This window comes from Bacillus alveayuensis (assembly GCA_030812955.1).
GTDB lineage: Bacteria > Bacillota > Bacilli > Bacillales > Aeribacillaceae > Bacillus_CB > Bacillus_CB alveayuensis.
Map to the genome: position 1 here is coordinate 65,452 of JAUSTR010000006.1, position 17,363 is coordinate 82,814.

Annotated in this window: 21 protein-coding genes; 4 read left to right on the forward strand and 17 right to left on the reverse strand. The window is 34.4% G+C overall.

Annotated elements, in window-relative coordinates; all coding sequences use genetic code 11:
- Positions 1 to 84: 84 nt before the first annotated feature.
- Positions 85 to 786, forward strand: coding sequence for a class I SAM-dependent methyltransferase (locus J2S06_RS09150; protein WP_419152087.1), 702 nt, complete (start codon positions 85 to 87; stop codon positions 784 to 786).
- 70 nt (positions 787 to 856) lie between these two features.
- A complete protein-coding gene (locus J2S06_RS09155) occupies positions 857 to 1,126 on the forward strand; it encodes a hypothetical protein (RefSeq protein ID WP_419152088.1) in 270 nt (89 codons plus the stop codon).
- Between the two features lie 42 nt (positions 1,127 to 1,168).
- On the opposite strand, the gene J2S06_RS09160 is transcribed toward J2S06_RS09155, so the two are convergent.
- Together J2S06_RS09160 and deoD are read right to left on the reverse strand one after the other, a co-directional pair.
- Positions 1,169 to 1,978, reverse strand: coding sequence for a M15 family metallopeptidase (locus J2S06_RS09160; protein ID WP_419152089.1), 810 nt, complete (start codon positions 1,976 to 1,978; stop codon positions 1,169 to 1,171).
- A 179-nt stretch (positions 1,979 to 2,157) separates the two neighbouring features.
- Complete coding sequence (deoD, locus tag J2S06_RS09165; RefSeq protein ID WP_419152090.1) at positions 2,158 to 2,862, reverse strand: purine-nucleoside phosphorylase; 705 nt, start codon at positions 2,860 to 2,862, stop codon at positions 2,158 to 2,160.
- A 135-nt stretch (positions 2,863 to 2,997) separates the two neighbouring features.
- On the opposite strand from deoD, the gene J2S06_RS09170 reads away from it, so the two are divergent.
- Entirely contained in the window at positions 2,998 to 3,141 is a 144-nt protein-coding gene (locus tag J2S06_RS09170; protein WP_419152091.1) for a hypothetical protein, read from the forward strand.
- Between the two features lie 66 nt (positions 3,142 to 3,207).
- On the opposite strand, the gene J2S06_RS09175 is transcribed toward J2S06_RS09170, so the two are convergent.
- The 10 genes from J2S06_RS09175 to ypmT form a co-directional block, all read right to left on the reverse strand.
- A complete protein-coding gene (locus tag J2S06_RS09175; protein WP_044896284.1) occupies positions 3,208 to 3,522 on the reverse strand; it encodes a hypothetical protein in 315 nt (104 codons plus the stop codon).
- 69 nt (positions 3,523 to 3,591) lie between these two features.
- Positions 3,592 to 4,191 (reverse strand): phosphatase PAP2 family protein, encoded by a 600-nt coding sequence (locus tag J2S06_RS09180; RefSeq protein ID WP_419152092.1) that lies wholly within the window; start codon positions 4,189 to 4,191, stop codon positions 3,592 to 3,594.
- Between the two features lie 152 nt (positions 4,192 to 4,343).
- Positions 4,344 to 5,114, reverse strand: a complete 771-nt coding sequence (locus J2S06_RS09185; RefSeq protein ID WP_419152093.1) for a sporulation protein — start codon at positions 5,112 to 5,114, stop codon at positions 4,344 to 4,346.
- Between the two features lie 12 nt (positions 5,115 to 5,126).
- Positions 5,127 to 5,903: a serine/threonine protein kinase gene (locus tag J2S06_RS09190; protein ID WP_419152094.1), complete on the reverse strand. Its 777-nt coding sequence runs from the start codon at positions 5,901 to 5,903 to the stop codon at positions 5,127 to 5,129.
- Between the two features lie 580 nt (positions 5,904 to 6,483).
- Entirely contained in the window at positions 6,484 to 7,158 is a 675-nt protein-coding gene (locus J2S06_RS09195; RefSeq protein WP_419152095.1) for a hypothetical protein, read from the reverse strand.
- Positions 7,159 to 7,632: 474 nt separating this feature from the next.
- The gene (locus J2S06_RS09200; protein ID WP_044896289.1) at positions 7,633 to 7,860 is read right to left on the reverse strand and encodes a YozE family protein; all 228 of its coding nucleotides are present in this window, start codon (positions 7,858 to 7,860) and stop codon (positions 7,633 to 7,635) included.
- 198 nt (positions 7,861 to 8,058) lie between these two features.
- A complete protein-coding gene (gene bioB / locus J2S06_RS09205; protein WP_044896290.1) occupies positions 8,059 to 9,060 on the reverse strand; it encodes a biotin synthase BioB in 1,002 nt (333 codons plus the stop codon).
- Between the two features lie 138 nt (positions 9,061 to 9,198).
- Entirely contained in the window at positions 9,199 to 9,321 is a 123-nt protein-coding gene (locus tag J2S06_RS09210; protein WP_083979411.1) for a YjcZ family sporulation protein, read from the reverse strand.
- A gap of 178 nt (positions 9,322 to 9,499) precedes the next feature.
- Positions 9,500 to 10,438 carry a magnesium transporter CorA family protein gene (locus J2S06_RS09215; RefSeq protein ID WP_419152096.1) on the reverse strand — a complete coding sequence of 313 codons (939 nt, stop codon included), beginning with the start codon at positions 10,436 to 10,438 and terminating at the stop codon, positions 9,500 to 9,502.
- A gap of 691 nt (positions 10,439 to 11,129) precedes the next feature.
- Positions 11,130 to 11,333 carry a protein YpmT gene (gene ypmT / locus J2S06_RS09220; protein WP_044896294.1) on the reverse strand — a complete coding sequence of 68 codons (204 nt, stop codon included), beginning with the start codon at positions 11,331 to 11,333 and terminating at the stop codon, positions 11,130 to 11,132.
- Positions 11,334 to 11,554: 221 nt separating this feature from the next.
- Here ypmT and J2S06_RS09225 point away from each other — a divergent pair, with 221 nt between their 5' ends.
- Complete coding sequence (locus J2S06_RS09225; protein ID WP_419152097.1) at positions 11,555 to 12,931, forward strand: RsmF rRNA methyltransferase first C-terminal domain-containing protein; 1,377 nt, start codon at positions 11,555 to 11,557, stop codon at positions 12,929 to 12,931.
- Positions 12,932 to 13,138: 207 nt separating this feature from the next.
- Here J2S06_RS09225 and J2S06_RS09230 read toward each other — a convergent pair whose 3' ends face one another.
- From J2S06_RS09230 to ilvA, 5 genes are all read right to left on the reverse strand, one after another.
- The gene (locus tag J2S06_RS09230) at positions 13,139 to 13,723 is read right to left on the reverse strand and encodes a YpmS family protein (protein WP_044896296.1); all 585 of its coding nucleotides are present in this window, start codon (positions 13,721 to 13,723) and stop codon (positions 13,139 to 13,141) included.
- Positions 13,716 to 14,501 carry an SGNH/GDSL hydrolase family protein gene (locus J2S06_RS09235; RefSeq protein WP_419152098.1) on the reverse strand — a complete coding sequence of 262 codons (786 nt, stop codon included), beginning with the start codon at positions 14,499 to 14,501 and terminating at the stop codon, positions 13,716 to 13,718. The genes J2S06_RS09230 and J2S06_RS09235 overlap by 8 nt, the downstream gene beginning before the upstream one ends.
- Before the next feature lie 163 nt (positions 14,502 to 14,664).
- Positions 14,665 to 15,237: an SCO family protein gene (locus tag J2S06_RS09240; protein WP_419152099.1), complete on the reverse strand. Its 573-nt coding sequence runs from the start codon at positions 15,235 to 15,237 to the stop codon at positions 14,665 to 14,667.
- 283 nt (positions 15,238 to 15,520) lie between these two features.
- A complete protein-coding gene (locus J2S06_RS09245; RefSeq protein ID WP_419152100.1) occupies positions 15,521 to 15,772 on the reverse strand; it encodes a DUF2535 family protein in 252 nt (83 codons plus the stop codon).
- Positions 15,773 to 15,916: 144 nt separating this feature from the next.
- Positions 15,917 to 17,185, reverse strand: coding sequence for a threonine ammonia-lyase IlvA (gene ilvA, locus J2S06_RS09250; RefSeq protein WP_044896323.1), 1,269 nt, complete (start codon positions 17,183 to 17,185; stop codon positions 15,917 to 15,919).
- Positions 17,186 to 17,363: the final 178 nt, after the last annotated feature.

Below are 17,363 nucleotides of genomic sequence, written 5' to 3' on the forward strand. Positions count from 1 at the left end.
TAATGTACACGAAGTTCTTTTGATTATGTTCACCATTTTCCAATTACAGCATATCGTATTAAAAAGTTTGAAAGGAACGACACGATGTCATCACCTTATTTAAAAATGTTATCAAGTCTTGGTATTGGTGGAGCACATCCAGGTGGATTCTTATTAACAAAAGAACTCATTGATCGGATAAACCTTGACGTGTCAGCACATATATTAGATGCTGGCTGCGGTACAGGACAAACAGTGGAGTTTTTATATCATTTAGGCTATTCCGTTATCGGTGTGGATCAAGATGCGAAAATGATTGAACGAGCAAAAAAACGATTCAAAATTGGAGAACACCCACCTTTTATTCAAGCAAATCTATGTCAACTCCCCTTTTCCGAACATTCATTTGACACGGTGCTGTCGGAATCCGTATTAGCCTTTACTCCCACAGCTTTATCTCTTCCTAATATCCATTACGTGTTAAAAAAGAATGGTGTCTTTGCAGCGATTGAAATGGTTGTCACAACTTCACTAACTGAACAAGAACAAATAGAGCTGCAAGATTTTTATGGTTTTCAGCAATTTTTAAATGAATATGAATGGACTCAATTGTTGGAAAAATATCGTTTCCATGTGCAGGAAATCATCGGTGAAATGGATATCGATCTTGAATTCGAACCGACTACTGAATTTGATTTATCTTCTTCGATTGATCTAAATGTATTCGACCTATTACAGCAGCATGAAACACTTACAAAAAAATATTTAAACAAATTAGGATACCGTATTTTTATTTGTAAGAAGTAGACATCCGTACAAGCAATCCCGTCCTTTAGGACATAGTTTATTGGTGAAAACCTTTTTAGGGGGAATAAGGATGTCAGATCAAATTTACCGTTTATGCTGTCAATATCGTGGCAAGGTTGTCCGCATTCATGATCGTTTTGGACGTATACATGTGGGAAGAATTGTGAATGTTAATCGCCATAAAGTATTTATTCAGCCATTCATTCGCCGGAATCCAGTTGGTTTTGGTTATTATGGCGGATTTTACGGTGGATATTATGGAGGATATTGGGGAGCTCCATTTGCCCTCGCATTAGGATTCATTGTTGGTATTGCTTTAGCTGGCCTATTTTTCTGGTAAACGCAGAATATACAAAAAATCTTCCATCAACATGGAAGATTTTTATATTTTCTTCACTTTTTCAAAATATTCTTCCAAGGTTAGCTGATTTTCGTAAATGACTTTCGCAGCCTTTTTACCGACATAGCGAATGTGCCAAGGTTCATATTGATACTTTGTAATTTGTTCCTTCCCTTTTGGATAACGAATAATATAACCAAATTCATGAGCATGTTCAGCCAGCCATTTACCTTCAATAGTTTCTCCAAATTTTTCTGTAATTTGAAATTGTACACTTTCACTCGTTACATCAATCGAAAGACCTGTTTGGTGTTCACTATGACCCGCTTTAGCAACAGCCAGTGCAGCTTCTTCTTTTCCTTTTGTTGATACTTCCTGACTAAATAACGATTGTTGATGTTCATACGGACGGTAAGCGGAAACGCCATATAAATGAATGCCATTTTTACTAGCGGCAGCAAACAATTGTTCTAATGCTTTTGCTGCTTCTTTTCTCATATAACGTTTCGGCAAATCTAAATCCCCGAATGAAAACGGTACATTTGGAATCGTTAAATCATTCGGGATATAGTCTGAAGGTAACGTAAATTCTTTGTTCACTAAAACTAAAACATTGTCAGGGTTTTGAATGATCGCTTCCCCATTAACCATTTTGATTTCATTAAAATATTGGGCTTCGAGAAGAAAGTTTGGATCCATTTGCTCTGTCACTTGCTGCGATTCATTCGCTGTTTTTTCAATATCATTTTTACTCGTTTGTTCTTGCTCATGAACATTCTTTTTTTCAATTCCTTGCTGGCATCCGGAAAGGATGAACAAGATGATTACAAACGTTATGATCCATTTATTCATGTTGAAGTCACACCTCATTTATTTTTGCACAAGCTTTATTGTATCATGATTGACTGTCATTTAGTATGACCAAAAAGCATTACTTGCTTCATCTAGATATGTTCCGATCGCAATTAGCTCTCTCACTTTTACGGTAATGAAACAAGGACATGGAGTTTTTTACCATGTCCTTGTTCACTTTATTCTTTCAATGCAGCTTCAAGTGCAATTTTGATCATGTCATTAAAGGTAGTTTGCCGCTCATGGGCTGTTGTTTCTTCCCCTGTTATTACATGGTCGCTAACTGTTAAGACTGACAATGCTTTTCGTCCGAACTTTGCGGCTAATGTATAAAGCGCAGCTGTTTCCATTTCAATAGCTAATATTCCATATTGAGCCCATTTTTCCAATTCCGCATTGTCATTATAAAACATGTCAGCAGTAAAGACGTTTCCGACTTTCACATCAATTCCACGTTTTAATGCTACATCATATGCCTGTTTTAGAAGATCAAAATTAGCAGTTGGAGCATAATCTACACCACCAAACGTTTGTCGGTTCATTTGTGAATCTGTGGAAGCAGACATCGCCAAAATGACATCACGGACCTTTACATCTTTTTGAATGGCTCCACATGAACCAACGCGAATTAACTTTTGTACATCATATTCTCTTATCAATTCATTAACATATATGGATATGGACGGGACACCCATTCCTGTCCCTTGAACAGAAACTTTTTTTCCCTTATACGTTCCAGTAAAACCTAGCATACCTCGAACTTCATTGTAGCATGTTGCATTTTCTAAAAAATGTTCGGCAATATATTTTGCCCGTAGTGGGTCGCCTGGCAATAATATCGTTTCTGCAATTTCTCCTTTTTTTGCACCAATATGGACACTCATCCTGTTTCCTCCTCAAGTCAGTGGATAAATAGTCTAGCACGAACAATCTTAACATAATTTTTCTTACATATAAATGTGCGATTGACACATTGTATAAATAGAAGTTAAATATTTAAACAAAAGGAAAGGTGACTTATGGGTAAAAAACATCGAAACCGCATTAACCAGCCAAAAAAAAATAATCATATTTCAAAAGATGTAATGGAAGCAGAACATGAAGTACATGAAAAAGAAATTTTAGCGACAAAAAGAAAAAACGGCCCAGGATATCATTTATAACATGTTCCTTGGAGAAAGAATCTAACGCTAGTTGCTTGTTGAAACGACTAGCGTTTTTCATATGATTTAACGAACATGTATACGATGAACTTTTTTCCAGCCCCCTGGCTGTAGCTGATAATACGATTGACCTTTCTTTCCTTCATCTATTAATACGATATCACCTGTCCCGATATATCTTGCTTCATAATCATTTGGGATTGTATCTGGTATATTAAATGTTCGAAAAGTTTTGTTTAAAGCATCTGCATGATTTTTGGCCGAAACGATATATCGGTAGACAGGTTTATATCCTTTCGTCTCTCCAAAATGAGGAGTTTGAAAAATTGTTACATCAAATTCAGTTGCCTTACTTTTTAATTTCAATAATGCGGATACCATCTGATCCCTCCCGGCTCCTTTTTAGTAAGTATTAGCGGTTTAACCGGGATTTCCTTTATCAACATTTTACTATTTTTGTCGAACCTTCACTAAAATCGTAATAATGAATAAAATCCAAAAGCTTCCTGCTAAAAAACCTGCCAATACATCTGATACATAGTGAACCCCTAAATAGACACGGCTGAAGCCGATAAGGAAAATCAAAACACTAAAAAGAAATATAACCCACTTTTTATTCGCATATTGATGTTGGACGAAGAAATAAGCGATCAGTCCATAAATTGCGGTTGAGTTCATCGTATGACCACTTGGAAAGCTATACTCCCCGACTTCAATCAATGGATGAAAATTGGGGCGTTCCCGTAAAAATAACTGTTTTAAACATTGATTTAGAAATCGTACACCCAAAAAATTGATGAATAAAAAGAATCCTTCTCGTTTTTTTCCTTTCATCACAAAGAAGATAAAGAAAATGACCGTCAAAAAGAATGTGATGTAAAAAGATCCAATTTTTGTCATATTATGCATGAAGAAGTCAAATCTTTCTTCGCGTAGCTTTTCAACAGCTAATACGATATTCTCATCAATCGACTGAAAAAATCGATATTGAGTAAGAATCATGAATAAAAAAAGTAAGAGTAGGAATAAGGATCGATTTTTCTTTCTCAAACTCTTCCTCCTAACTTGTTGCACACTGATCGATGTCGATGTCAATACCCTTTCATTCACTTCAAATAAACTTCACGGCTATTTTGATTATACTTCTTTATTGTTAAATGATCCTTACTTACCATAAAAAAATTAGCCGCAAATGGCTAATTTCAACAAAACTGTTGAATCGTTGCGGCTAATTTTTCCGTCATCTTCTCGCGATCTTGTTCTGTGATGGTAACCGTAATGAGAGACTCGTCTAAATCTAATGCTTCAGCTAATAAACCTGAAAGACCTCTTGCTCGACGATCTATTTCCAACATTAATTCTATTTCATTTTTACGATGTTGGAAAAAGATAACTTCAAGTTCATCAAGCTTTCCCATGAACATTCCGGTAATTGGATAAAACTCAAACTCCTGGACAAACGGCAAACGTCTTCTCGTTCGAAATGATGCCGCTTCATTTTCAACTTGACGAAGTTTAAATCCTAATTGTTTTAAGGTATTTAAAACAGCTGCCATTAAATCATTTGGAATGACATCAACGTAATCTGTATCTTGTGGATCAATGGCTCCTTTAATATCTAATCCTGTATGAATCCAAACTTTTGAAGCGCCTTTCGTAATCGGCGTGTCTAACGGGAGGGTAAACGAAAAAGGGATAACTTTTTCTTCATTCGCTGATATGATAAAAGGTTCATTTATTTTGATTTTCGCAATTTCTACTTTTTTTGTATATTTTTGATCATCTTCCTCTTTTATATACGTTGAAAAGACGGTTAAATATATTTCATCAATTTTCTGATCAACATTACCACCGTATACTTCGATAACACCTTCAACTAGTTCACCAGGTTGTAATTGTTCGGTAGTTAATTTCGTATCTACTTTCGCAGCCCCAATACCGATACTTGCAAACATTTTGTTAAAAAATGACATATGCCATTCCCCCTAAAGTAATTTTTTAACATCTTCAATTAGTTCATCGATTTCATCATAAGGTTGAGCTAACATTAGCAATCTACGAATAATATACTTTGCATTGGAAGAAATGTCCAGCTCTTCCTCCCAACTTTTTTCTTTTACAGATATTGGAATAAATGTCGAATAAAGCAAAAATAAAACGAAATGTCCAAGTGCATAAAAATCACTTCGAAAGTGGATTTCACGCATTAAACGTTTTTCCAATAAATAGGAGGATCTATATTCTTCCACATCATAAGTAAATCGTGCTAAGCCGAAATCGATGATGTTTACTTGATGTTCATCGATTAAAATATTTGGGAGTCTTAAATCTCTATGAACGATATGATGTTCATGTAAATACTTCACAATCTCTAATACTTTGAATAAGTAGATAAATGCTTCCTTTTCTGAATATTTTGTACCTCTTTCAAAGATTTCCTCTTCCACAGTTCTACCTTTTTTATATTCTAAAATGAGAACATGATGTTTGCCTATTTTCTTTTCTTCAATAAATCGAGGAATCGATGGATGTGAAAGAGAAGATAAGATTTCCTTTTCTTTTTGAAAAGAATCAATACCCTTTTTGATTTTCCTTTTATGTTTTCTTAACTGCTTGATGACAACTTTTTTACAAATCCGTTTTGAGTCCGCTAAATATGTAATGCCATAGCTACCGATTCCAAGTGGACGTATGATTTGATAATTACCGATTAATGTTCCCGGTTTAAATTTCGATTCAAAGAGTGGAAGCCATTTCACCATTAGCTTGAATAAAAGCTAGAAAAAAATCCACTGGATCGGTGCTTTCTTTTATAAAAGTGATGCCCGTATTTATTTGGTAGATGGGAGGAGTGTTTCATATAGCCACTGCTTGAATAATGCTTGTGTGTTTTCTTATGATACCTACTATTTAACATTTCATGTAATAAATGCTTAATAGCCTTTTTAATCATCGCAATCATCTCCTTTTAGCTTTCCTTCTGTATTACGATTCAAATCGTGCTTTTGTTTCAAAAAAGGTTCCTTTTCAACAAAAAACGTTCAGATTTTCTTCTAACAACATATTCATGTGGAAATAATGTGTCATTAAATGCATATGTTTAATTTTGATTTCATAGTTATGGATCATAAAGCAAGTACAAGAGGAGGTAATGTATGAATCGGATGGAAAGAATTCAGAGGATCAATGAAGTAGAAGTCGCGATGATCCAGAAAGATGAAAATCTTTTAATCATGATCGATTCAGCTTCATTTTAAAAAAAGCAAATGATATTTTATATGCTTTCATTTTGTTTTATTGTGTTCCATATTTTCTTTTCTTGCTTTTGAAGGTTTTATAAGATTATTCTGTGTATTTCTTCAATTGGAGAAGAACAAAATCCATCATCTCTTTATACTCATGATCACCAAACCATTGATACAAGCATTTATAATCATTATAAAGATCCAGTAAGGAATCAATGAAAGAAGTTTTCCTTATGAGAAAAGGATTTTGTTTAGACTTATCTTCAGACAGTGAAAAGAATTCAACAGGATCATCATAAAACTGATATTGTTCGGCAATGAATTGCAATAATTGAATATTGTGAACAATTTTTTCTGTATCTTTCTGGTTTATCAACCTCTTTAATTCTTCTTCAGAAGCTTCTAACCATTCCCCATCACGAACTCGAACTAGTTCATACGTCACCTCTTCCCATGAATCCTCTTTATATCGCCAAAGCTCCGAATGAATTCCAACTACTTTAAATATATCTTGACCATAACCTTCTACTTGAACTAAATCACCAATACGAAATGGATATTCAATTTCAATCATTTCCGTTTCATAAACCTTGCCTTCATAATCAGAAAGGTGAATTAACGTATTTTCAAAATATAAAATATCACTATGATTAACTTCATATAAATATTCTTGATCAATACGATGAATATTTGTAATGGTACCAACAGTACCATACAAAGTAATCACGACAATATCCCCTCTTTTAAACTTTGGCTTTTTCTTTTTTGCCATTGTCGATCCCCCTTTGTCGTGATTCATATAGTTATCACATTATATGCAGTAATCAATCGCTTGAGATAGGCAGACAAATTAAAAAATCCATACTGTCCTTCTTGTTGAAAAGAGTTATTCACGTGCTTATCCTTGTACAAATATTACCAATATGTAATGAAGATCCATGATGTCAAGTATCACTTTTTTAACGTAAAAAGCTGTTTTCGTAAACTTTATTGCTTTTCATTGCGTGTAGCAAGCGTATCGTTTGCCTGACAGTCGAAAAGCAATTGTAAAGCAACAATTCTTTAGAAAAGAGCCAAAAAAAAAGAGACTGGCCTAAAAGTACATGTCAAACCCTACATGTTGAAATACAAATAAGGTCAAATACTCTTGAGACAGCCCTTGCATCACAATGAAAACGCTTTTTATTTAAGCGATATAGAGCTTGGAAGTATAAAATATTTTGTCACCCATATTCAATTGAATTGCTTATTTTTGTCCAAATGATTCTAATTCATATTTTTCCCATGCTTCATCAAAAATGCTCATACTATCCAGGTAATGGCCATTTAGTTCTAAATAAGAGCTTATTTCATGATAATTAGTAGACGATTTAGGAAAGCTATGATCATTGTACGCATCATTGGCAAATTGACTAATTGCATCACTTGGCTTCGGATGGCGGAATTTTAGTAAAAATTGATAGAATGATTTCATCATACCTCACCTTTAACAACATTTTTTCCATTATAGCAAAAAAGAAGCTGCTTTTATAGCAGCTCCTTTAGCAGCTTCTGATTGGCTGTTTTCGTAAACTTTGTTGCTTTTCATAGCGTGTAGCAAGCGTATCGATTGCCTATGACAGTCGAAAAGCTATAATCATAAAGCAACAATCTTTTAGAAAAGAGCCTTAAACTAAGCAAGTGTCTCCTCATTTTCGTTCACAAAATCAATGTGAAAACCTAAATCCTTTAACATTTCATGGTCTTTTGTACTTTCTTGGCCAGCTGTTGTTAAATAGTCTCCGACGAAAATAGAGTTTGCGGCATAAAGACCTAACGGTTGTAATGAACGAAGATTCACTTCTCTTCCCCCGGAAATTCTAATTTCTTTTGTTGGATTGACAAAACGGAATAATGCTAAAACTTTTAAGCAATAGCGTGGATTTAATTCATTTGTCCCTTCAAGAGGTGTGCCGCTAATAGCATGCAGGAAATTAACAGGAATAGAATCTGCATCGAGCTCTCTTAAGCTAAACGCCATATCTACGACGTCTTCTTTTGTTTCCTTCATTCCGATTATGACACCAGAACAAGGAGAAATTCCTACTTTCTTCACCTTCTCAACGGTTTGAACACGATCATCATACGTATGAGTGGTCGTAATATTTTCATGATGATTTTTCGATGTGTTCAAATTATGATTATAACGATCAACACCAGCTTCTTTTAATCGTTCAGCTTGACCTGGTTTTAAGATCCCGAGACAAGCACATATTTTTAACCCATATTGTGCCTTTATATCTTTTACCGCATCAATTACATGATCGATTTCTTTGTCACTCGGCCCTCTTCCGCTAGCCACAATACAATAAGTCCCTACATTTAAGTCATATGCTTGTTTCGCACCTTTGACAATACTCTCTTTATCAAGCATTTTATATTTTTGAATAGGTGCTGTCGAAACAGCTGATTGTGAACAGTAGCCACAATCTTCTGGACATAATCCCGATTTTGTATTCATAATCATATTTAACTTTACATCATTGCCGTAATAATGCTTTCTAATTTGGTAGGCTCCTTGAAGTAAAAGCAACAATTCATCATCTGGCGTATGTAAAATTTCTAACGCCTCATCCCTTGAAATAATATAACCATTAATGACCTGATCAGCCAACTGTAGCCACTTTACTCCCACGAGATTCACTCCCCAATTGTTGTTTATACATTAATGGTAAAAAGAGGAGTGAAATATGTCAACAATTATTTAAAATAAGTTTACATTAACAATAAGGGGTCTGCACCCACAATAGTTGGGTAGACCCCTTTTGTGATCTTAATATTTAATATAGGCAGAACCGACAATGATTAACAAGATAAACAGAACGACAATTAAAACAAAGCTGCTTCCTCCATAATATGGATAACCATACCCGCATGGGGCACCGTAGTATGGCATATTTGGTTGCTGGTAGTAATACGGACTTTCGTGATGACTGTAGTTCATCATTTTCCACTCCTCACTTTAAGTGTTATTACAGTTTTACTTTATGTTTAGGCATGCTTGTATCGTATGTGTATCCGCCTATTCATTTAGAAAAATCACGAAAGTCTTTACATATGTTTTGGCATAAACGTTAGAAATATTGTTTTTTCCAAAATATAAAAGCTGTTATACTTGAAAGTAAGACCGATATACTAAACGGAATCAAAGATGCATGCTGCTCGTGTTGAAAAGGCAGTGGTACGTTCATCCCATAAAAACTGGCAACAAGTGTAGGAATGGAAAGAACAATCGTAATGGCGGTCAAAAATTTCATGACGATATTAACATTATTGGATATGACTGAAGCAAAAGCATCCATCATCCCGCTTAAAATACTGCTATAGACTTCTGTCATTTCAATAGCCTGTTTATTTTCAATAATACAATCTTGTAGCAAATCTTGATCATCTTCATACATTTTTAAATAATTGAGCCTAAGCAATCTTTCCATGACGATATTATTTGCCTTCAAGGAAGTCGTAAAATAAACTAAACTTTTTTCTAAACTTAACAAGGAAAAAAGCTCCTTGTTTTTCATCGATTGATGAAGTTCTTTTTCAATTTCGCTCGTTTTCCGATTAATCTGTTTTAAATATCGTAAATAATATGTGGATATTAAATATAATAACTGAAATGCAAATCTCGTTTTCATATACGTATAAAATCCTTTAACTTTATTTCGAGCAAATTGCTCAAAAATAGGATTTTGTTGTAGACAAACGGTAATAAAGCATGTTTCCGTTATGATCATTCCAATCGGAATCGTATCATAAATGGTAGCACCTACATCATCCGTTGATACAATTGGAATGTCAACAATAATTAATACGTGATGATCCTCTTTTTCTATACGAGAACGCTCTTCATCATCAAGAGCATCTTTAATAAAATCAATAGGAATTTGCAACTGATTGGAAACAAATTGAATTTCTTTTTCTGTTGGTGAAACTAAATTAATCCAACATCCATTTTGAATCTCCTCAATTTCTTCTAGTTCTCCATTCATTTTGGAAATATAAATATTTAACATGTAGCATAACCTCCTGCTTGAGGCAGCTATCCTTCCCAAGAGCTCAAATCGGTTACGAACAGCAGCCTTGGAAAGGAATACGATCTGCCTTTTTTCCTTCGTATCGACTCTGGATCGATCGTACTACCGCTATTCATAAACGATTTTCACTCTCCTTTTCTATCTTTTCCCTGATCTATCATACTAATAATAAAACTAATTGTATAGAGATTTATCGTTTTTTTCTCCGTTCAATAAAATTTTTCATCTGATTTTCCGTAATGCCTTCCCCTCCAAGAAAAGTTTTGATAGTAGTTGATTCAAAATGGAAACAGAGCAATTATAAATTAAACGGTTGTAATAAAGTGTGAACTTATGATTTTCGAATCACCGCTCGAAGAAAAGCTATGAAACCATTTACTAACAACCGTAATATATTGAACAAAATGCACAAATAAAAAATCACAAAATCTTCCCTATTTATGCTGGCACAGCAGATGAAGTTTTCGTTCATCGAAATCTAAAGTTTGATTCAGATACAGCCTATTCATTATTTGCGATCGGATTTTCAAACGGGACACCATCATTAGAACTTCTCCTATCTCAAGATGGATAGTCCGGACTTATTTGGTAGAAAAGAGAGAGGTCACTCATCTTAAATCATATATACTAAACAATGACACGAAAAAAACCACTTCTATGACAGAAGTGGTTATCTTTTCTGCTTTTTTTGGTCTCTTAAGTGAAGTGAATAGACCCCGATACTTAAAAACAATGCACAGTATCCTATATTCATATATATTTCATCTAAATCATACGCTAGATCTCCACCGAGATATATTTTATAAGCAATTCCAGCAAAGTAAATAGCAATTAAAAATGTAATGATGCTTGCTGTAATGAAAATTTTATTCATCTATATATCCCCCTTCTTTTCTTTCATTTTCATCAAAAGGAGCCTATTGTATTATCTTCTTATAAATAGAAAAAAAATAACCATCCTAAAAGTTAATTTTCTCTTATTATAAGATACACGTCAAGGAAGAATTCAATCATTTTTTATATATACAAATGGACAGTTTCTCCGCGCTTATAAAATTCGCTATAATAGTGTACGGAAGGAGAGGAGTATTTAACATGACACTACCGAAACCATTTATAACAAAAATGGCATCATTACTTCAATCCGAATCGGAGAGTTTTTTCAAAGCCTTAAAAGAACCGAAAGTAAGTGGACTTCGAATTCATCCACTCAAAATTTCCAAGGAGTCCTTTATAAACAATTCTCCATTTGACCTTTCACCCATTTTGTTTTATGAACATGGATTTTATTACAATGCAAAGAAGGATGAACCTGGTAAACACCCGTATCATTATGCCGGTGTTTATTACATACAAGAGCCTAGTGCAATGGTACCTGTGAAAATTTTGCAACCTCAGCCTGGCCAGCTCGTGTTAGATTTATGCGCAGCACCAGGTGGAAAGTCTACACAGCTGGCATTAATGATGAAAAACGAAGGGCTATTAGTAAGTAATGAAATCCATCCAAAACGAGCGAAAATTTTAGCTGAAAATATCGAACGTCTAGGCGTTCGAAATTGTGTTGTAACGAATGAAACACCCGAGAGGCTCGCTGATCATTTCCCACAATTTTTCGATAAAATATTAGTTGATGCCCCATGTTCGGGCGAAGGAATGTTTCGCAAAGACGAAGAAGCGATAAAATATTGGAGCGAAGAGCATGTCCTACGATGCGCTCGTACTCAAAAGGAGATTTTAAAAAGTGCTTACAAAATGTTAAGGCCAGGTGGTGAGCTCGTTTACTCCACTTGCACTTTTTCACCAGAAGAAAACGAGCAAGTCATCGAATGGTTTGTAGAAAATTTCCCAAATATGTCCCTCATGGAAGTTCCAAAAGACGCTGGCATGGAAGTTGGCCGCGTCGATTGGACTCTTAATCAAAGAAAAGAAATGAAAAAGTGTATACGATTGTGGCCACATAAAATAAAAGGTGAAGGACATTTTGTCGCAAAGCTGAAAAAAGAGAATGATGAAGAAATAAAGATTTCTAATATAAAATATGAAAAAAATATCGTGAAACAACGTGATTTAACGGATTTTCTTTCTTTTGAAAAACAGGTCTTAACAAAGCCGCTAAGAGGTACTTTTTCGATTCAAAAACAACAGCTTTTTCTATTACCTGAACATTCACCTGATTTTGGATCATTAAAAGTCATTCGAAAAGGACTTCATCTTGGCCAATTTAAAAAGAATCGCTTTGAACCAAGTCACCATCTCGCTCTATCGTTATCTGCCTCCGATGTCAAACACGTTTATGAGATGTCTTCAACAGAACAGGAATGGAAAAAGTATATTCGTGGGGAAACAATGGCAACAGGAAAAGATCGGGGTTGGGTTTTATTAACGGTCGATCAATTTCCAATTGGATGGGGGAAAGAGACAAAAGGAATTTTAAAAAACTTTTATCCAAAAGGATTACGAATTCATTTTTAATGCATGTTCGGATGCAAGACAATGAAGAATATTTCGCCTCCTAAATTTTCTGAAAAAAGGCTGCCCAAAAGCCAATGGAAGAAACGCCATGACAATAAAAATGTACATTCGATTAGATGAGCCATCTATTGTGTCATTGGCTTTCGGCTATATAGGCAGCTTTGATTTTCCTCAAAAAGCCAACAAAGAGGGTTCAAATTATAACGTCTATTTTAAAAAATGATACGGAACATAAAGCTTTGCAGAAATCTGATCTTGTTTCAGATCAATGTTTCCGGCTAAAATTTTATAATTATTTTGCAATGTTATGTCTGTTAAATGCACAATTACTTTTCCGTCAGCGGAATCAATTGTTACTGCTTCCGGCAGTTCATAATGCTTTTCGACATATTTTAGAACATAGGATATGGGAAGAGATAGCTTTCCAACAGACATGTTATGAACAGATAAAACAACATTTCCATCAGCTGTTACTTCTGGTATAAACGATATCGTTAGCTGCAATTCGCGACCAAATGCCTTTAATGATCCATATAGCTTAACATCCTCTTCAATAGAAATCTGATAAGCTAATGGTTGCTCCTTTGCTTCTTTTTGTAAATATTCGTTTACGAGATTCGTAACCGTTTGTTTATCTGCCATTACTTGAATAACAGCATAATCATTCTCGTTTATTGTCATCGGTTTTATTTTTTTTGTTTCTTTCGGAATATTCATTAAACTCACAACAAACAAGAAAGCAATGATATTGACTGAAAGCAATAGGATAAATGATACCTTCCATTTATTCATGCTTGATCTTCCTATCTCGTATAATTGCTTCATACACCCTCTCGGCTATGTAAGTATATGCCTTTTCATTTGGATGAAATTCATCATCTGATAAAAGACGTTCTCCATCTTGAGTAAAAATATCTACAATCGATACATAAGTTGCTTTTGAATCTTTTGCAACCAATTCAGCGGACGTTTCATTCCATTCTTGAACAATGACATCGATTTCAGGAACATCTGGTAAAGTCAATTGAAAAGGATTATATAACCCAATATAATATAAATTCGCATGTTTATTGTACGATCGTATAACATGGAATATATCTTTTAAACGTTCTTGATAATTTTCCCTTTCTTTCCGAAACGGTTCATAGGTTAATGAAAATATATTGCTCTTCATCACTTTCATTAAATCATTGGCACCTATCGTCAATACAATAATATCAGCATCAGCCAGTTCTTTCTTCACATCATCCTTATTTAGCATATTTAATAAGTTCGTCGTTTTATATCCTTTTACACCAAAGTTTACGGTTTCAACTTCTTTTATATATTCATTTTGCTCCAATAATTCTTGAACCCTGCCAACGTAGCCATTTTTCCCTTCTTTATCTCCAATTCCTTCTGTTAGAGAATCACCAATTGCCACCATTTTTAGTTTTTTTTGTACCGCAACATAAACACGGTCTTTCTCTTTTAAACTGCTCGTTTTATCTGATAATAAATTTACTTTTAGAGCAGAACAACCAAATAAAATCAAAAAAATAAAAGGAAAAAAAATCCACTTTTTGTTCATGGTTGGTCACCTGCCAATACATATGGAGGGGATTTTATTATATCATATTCTCGGTATGCTTATCATTAAAACCATTTTCATATTCGGCTGTAGATAGGAAGCAAAAGCTGCATTTATCCTTGTAAAACTGCAAAAAAAGGACTTGCCAAAAAGCAAAAGCCCTTTACTGAATCGTTTTGATATCTTCAATTATTTCGTCATAAGGAGGATTTTCCACACCATTATAGCTTTTTAACACAATTCCGTTTTGATCAACTAAATAAAAATTAGTTCCGTGAATTACTTGATCGTTTTCCTTCGGTTTTTGTACGATCGCTTTAAAACTTTCCATTGCGAAATTCTCAATTTCCTCTTGATTATATCCAGTTAAAAAATGCCAATTCTCAAATGAGAGCGGATAATTTTCTGCAAACTTTTTTAATTTTTCTGGTGTGTCTACCTCAGGATCCACACTAAAAGAGACAAATTCAACATCTACTCCTTCTTTTTCAGCCATTTGCTGCAATTGAGTCATATTAGCAGTCATTGGTGGACAGACAGTTTCACAATTTGTAAAAATAAAGTCAGCAATCCATACTTTTCCTTTTAAATCTTCTAATGAGAATGAATCACCATTTTGATCTATATAAGAAAAGTTTTGCACTTCATAATTTAATGCTCCTTCTATTTTCGAATCGCCACAAGCTGATAATAAAAGTAAAATAATCATCGAAACGACAAAAACTATTTTTTTCATCGTACTACACCTTTCTTTCTTTAGGTTGTTTTCGTAAATATTGTTGCTTTTCGACTGCAAAGCAATAATCTTTTTTAGAAAAGAGCCTTTTTTTAAAAAGTTTAGCAAATTCCATTAAGATTCAAAAGAAAATTACGAAGATGTCATAAAAGTTTCAAGAACCATATGAAAATTGGATGCCTGTATTTCATTATTTCGTTCCATTAAAAAAATGAACAAGGCTGTCCCGAAAGCTAAGTGTCAGCCTCACAATCCAACACTTGTGGGACAGCCTCGTTCCACATTACGCATTATTTCGTAACAAATTGATTTGATATATTGCTTCAAAGTCTGGCCATTTTAATACTCGTTTTAAATATTCGCGAAAGGAATAAACGCGTTTTGGCTGCTTTGTACCATAAATCGTTAACAAAAACGTTTGCAGTCGAAGGTTTAACATGAAACGGTAAGAGTTATCATCCTCCAATACTGGAATTTCAATGATCTTAACCTTCTGTCCATTTTTCGCTTTGAACTCTAGGCTTTTTAGTAACAAATTATCAATCCCTCTTTATACCCGTTTCTTATATTATACCTTCTTTCTCCTGAAAAGTATGTTGAAATTTGTCACCAAAATATAGGTTCCGTATATTTTTAATTGCCAATGTATATCTACCAATCAAAAGGGACCCTTTCCTCATTAAATTAATAAATGAAATAAATTACTATCTTTATTCACTTCTGTGAATGGAAATCCTTTCTTTTTCATTCTTTCAATCAATCCATCATAGTCTTCGCGATGCTTTAATTCTATCCCAACTAAAGCTGGTCCGCTATCTTTATTGTTCTTTTTCGTATATTCAAAACGAGTAATATCATCAGTTGGACCTAACACTTCATCTAAAAATTCCCGTAAAGCCCCCGCGCGCTGCGGAAAATTGACTATAAAGTAATGCTGAAGTCCTTCGTAAATTAATGATCGTTCCTTTATTTCCTGCATCCGTCCGATATCATTGTTCCCCCCGCTAACAACACAAACAACATTTTTCCCTTTTATTTGTTCTTTATAAAAATCTAATGCCGATATAGGCAATGCACCTGCTGGCTCTGCCACAATCGCATTTTCATTATATAAGTTTAAGATCGTCGTGCAAATTTTCCCTTCAGGTACTAATACAATGTCGTCTAAAAGATTTCGACAAATCGAAAAGGTCAACTCTCCTACACGTTGTACTGCAGCTCCATCAACAAATTTTTCAATTTCCGGCAGGGTAATTACTTCTCCTGCTTCCAGCGATTTCGCCATTGCTGGAGCTCCTTCTGGCTCAACACCAATTAATTTTGTATCAGGTGAAACACTGCGAAAATACGTTCCTAGACCTGCAAAAAGTCCTCCGCCACCGATGCTGGCAAACAAATAATCTATCGGTTCTTCACAATCATTTAAAATTTCAATGGCACATGTCCCTTGACCGGCAATCACATGATGATCGTCAAAAGGATGTATAAATGTTCGTTTCTCTAATTTTGAACATTCCTCTGCTTTTTCATAGGCATCGTCAAATGTATCACCGTGTAAGACAATTTCGACATATTCTTTCCCGTGCAGCTTCACTTGAGAAACTTTCTGTTTTGGTGTTGTCGTTGGCATAAATACTTTTCCATGAATTTTCAGCTCTCTGCACGAATAAGCAAAGCCCTGAGCATGATTACCAGCACTTGCGCAGACGACTCCATTTTTTGTTTCCTCGTCTGTTAATTGCTTCATTTTGTTATAAGCACCACGAATTTTAAAAGAGCGAACCATTTGCAAATCTTCACGTTTCAAAAAGACGTTACATTCGTATTTTTCCGATAATTGCCGATTTCGTTCTAATGGTGTATGGATCACAACATCTTTCAATGCTTGATGAGCTTTCAAAATATCTTCTACTTGGACGTTTAGTTCAACCTTTGTGACATGACTCATTTGTACATCCCTACCCTTTACATCATTCTTTAATTCGTACATTATAACATGAATTTTCAAAAAATAAAGAACGAATAACGTTTTTTTTTGTAAATATTTAATGCTTCTTTCCATAAATTATTTTCTTCTGTTGACATTTTACTGCATTTTGATAAAAAAATGCCCCTTAATAGAGGCA